The sequence below is a fragment of the Neisseria sp. P0009.S007 genome (genome assembly GCF_051962515.1).
In genome coordinates this window covers 1-2532 of record NZ_JBQCVF010000201.1, presented here as the reverse complement: position 1 = coordinate 2532, position 2532 = coordinate 1, and the positions used below count along the sequence as shown (strand labels likewise).

The 2532-nt window shown below is 37.2% G+C and carries 2 protein-coding genes and 1 pseudogene; all 3 read left to right on the top strand.

Translation table 11 applies throughout. From position 1 onward, the window contains the following. A pseudogene (locus ACTHS3_RS11555) lies at positions 1-105 on the top strand (RDD family protein); the annotation flags it as partial. Between the two features lie 237 nt (positions 106-342). Next, complete coding sequence (locus ACTHS3_RS11550) at positions 343-429, top strand: tetracycline resistance determinant leader peptide (protein WP_011058339.1); 87 nt, start codon at positions 343-345, stop codon at positions 427-429. A 15-nt stretch (positions 430-444) separates the two neighbouring features. Then, positions 445-2364: a tetracycline resistance ribosomal protection protein Tet(M) gene (gene tet(M), locus ACTHS3_RS11545; RefSeq protein WP_063856397.1), complete on the top strand. Its 1920-nt coding sequence runs from the start codon at positions 445-447 to the stop codon at positions 2362-2364. Positions 2365-2532 lie beyond the last annotated feature (168 nt).

Genomic DNA, 2532 nt, shown 5'->3' with positions numbered 1-2532 from the left:
GCCTTCATCAACTTCATCATGCTCTTTTCCGTCAAACGCGACCGCCGCACGCTCTACGATATGCTGGCCGATACGGTTGTCGTCAAATTGCCGCCGCGCCGATAAATCGCTTTTTTTGATAAAAAATTGGAGATTCCTTTACAAATATGCTCTTACGTGCTATTATTTAAGTGACTATTTAAAAGGAGTTAATAAATATGCGGCAAGGTATTCTTAAATAAACTGTCAATTTGATAGCGGGAACAAATAATTAGATGTCCTTTTTTAGGAGGGCTTAGTTTTTTGTACCCAGTTTAAGAATACCTTTATCATGTGATTCTAAAGTATCCAGAGAATATCTGTATGCTTTGTATACCTATGGTTATGCATAAAAATCCCAGTGATAAAAGTATTTATCACTGGGATTTTTATGCCCTTTTGGGTTTTTGAATGGAGGAAAATCACATGAAAATTATTAATATTGGAGTTTTAGCTCATGTTGATGCAGGAAAAACTACCTTAACAGAAAGCTTATTATATAACAGTGGAGCGATTACAGAATTAGGAAGCGTGGACAAAGGTACAACGAGGACGGATAATACGCTTTTAGAACGTCAGAGAGGAATTACAATTCAGACAGGAATAACCTCTTTTCAGTGGGAAAATACGAAGGTGAACATCATAGACACGCCAGGACATATGGATTTCTTAGCAGAAGTATATCGTTCATTATCAGTTTTAGATGGGGCAATTCTACTGATTTCTGCAAAAGATGGCGTACAAGCACAAACTCGTATATTATTTCATGCACTTAGGAAAATGGGGATTCCCACAATCTTTTTTATCAATAAGATTGACCAAAATGGAATTGATTTATCAACGGTTTATCAGGATATTAAAGAGAAACTTTCTGCCGAAATTGTAATCAAACAGAAGGTAGAACTGCATCCTAATATGCGTGTAATGAACTTTACCGAATCTGAACAATGGGATATGGTAATAGAAGGAAATGATTACCTTTTGGAGAAATATACGTCTGGGAAATTATTGGAAGCATTAGAACTCGAACAAGAGGAAAGCATAAGATTTCATAATTGTTCCCTGTTCCCTGTTTATCACGGAAGTGCAAAAAACAATATAGGGATTGATAACCTTATAGAAGTGATTACGAATAAATTTTATTCATCAACACATCGAGGTCAGTCTGAACTTTGCGGAAAAGTTTTCAAAATTGAGTATTCGGAAAAAAGACAGCGTCTTGCATATATACGTCTTTATAGTGGCGTACTGCATTTGCGAGATTCGGTTAGAATATCGGAAAAGGAAAAAATAAAAATTACAGAAATGTATACTTCAATAAATGGTGAATTATGTAAAATCGATAAGGCTTATTCCGGGGAAATTGTTATTTTGCAGAATGAGTTTTTGAAGTTAAATAGTGTTCTTGGAGATACAAAGCTATTGCCACAGAGAGAGAGAATTGAAAATCCCCTCCCTCTGCTGCAAACGACTGTTGAACCGAGCAAACCTCAACAAAGGGAAATGTTACTTGATGCACTTTTAGAAATCTCCGACAGTGACCCGCTTCTGCGATATTATGTGGATTCTGCGACACATGAAATCATACTTTCTTTCTTAGGGAAAGTACAAATGGAAGTGATTAGTGCACTGTTGCAAGAAAAGTATCATGTGGAGATAGAACTAAAAGAGCCTACAGTCATTTATATGGAGAGACCGTTAAAAAATGCAGAATATACCATTCACATCGAAGTGCCGCCAAATCCTTTCTGGGCTTCCATTGGTTTATCTGTATCACCGCTTCCGTTGGGAAGTGGAATGCAGTATGAGAGCTCGGTTTCTCTTGGATACTTAAATCAATCATTTCAAAATGCAGTTATGGAAGGGATACGCTATGGTTGCGAACAAGGATTATATGGTTGGAATGTGACGGATTGTAAAATCTGTTTTAAGTATGGCTTATACTATAGCCCTGTTAGTACCCCAGCAGATTTTCGGATGCTTGCTCCTATTGTATTGGAACAAGTCTTAAAAAAAGCTGGAACAGAATTGTTAGAGCCATATCTTAGTTTTAAAATTTATGCGCCACAGGAATATCTTTCACGAGCATACAACGATGCTCCTAAATATTGTGCGAACATCGTAGACACTCAATTGAAAAATAATGAGGTCATTCTTAGTGGAGAAATCCCTGCTCGGTGTATTCAAGAATATCGTAGTGATTTAACTTTCTTTACAAATGGACGTAGTGTTTGTTTAACAGAGTTAAAAGGGTACCATGTTACTACCGGTGAACCTGTTTGCCAGCCCCGTCGTCCAAATAGTCGGATAGATAAAGTACGATATATGTTCAATAAAATAACTTAGTGTATTTTATGTTTATGTAAAATCAGCACTTTCCAACATAGGCCGTCTGAAAAATCGCTTTCAGACGGCCTTTCGACACGCTATTGATTTCATGAAAAAACATTTGTACCGCATTACGCTCGTCAGCATTGCCGCGGCCATTCTTGCCGCCTGTCCGAGCAAAAGCAT

What these genes read in the sequence shown, in the direction of transcription:
- ACTHS3_RS11550 (WP_011058339.1), top strand. Translation starts at nt 343, where the DNA reads ATGCTTTGTATACCTATGGTTATGCATAAAAATCCCAGTGATAAAAGT.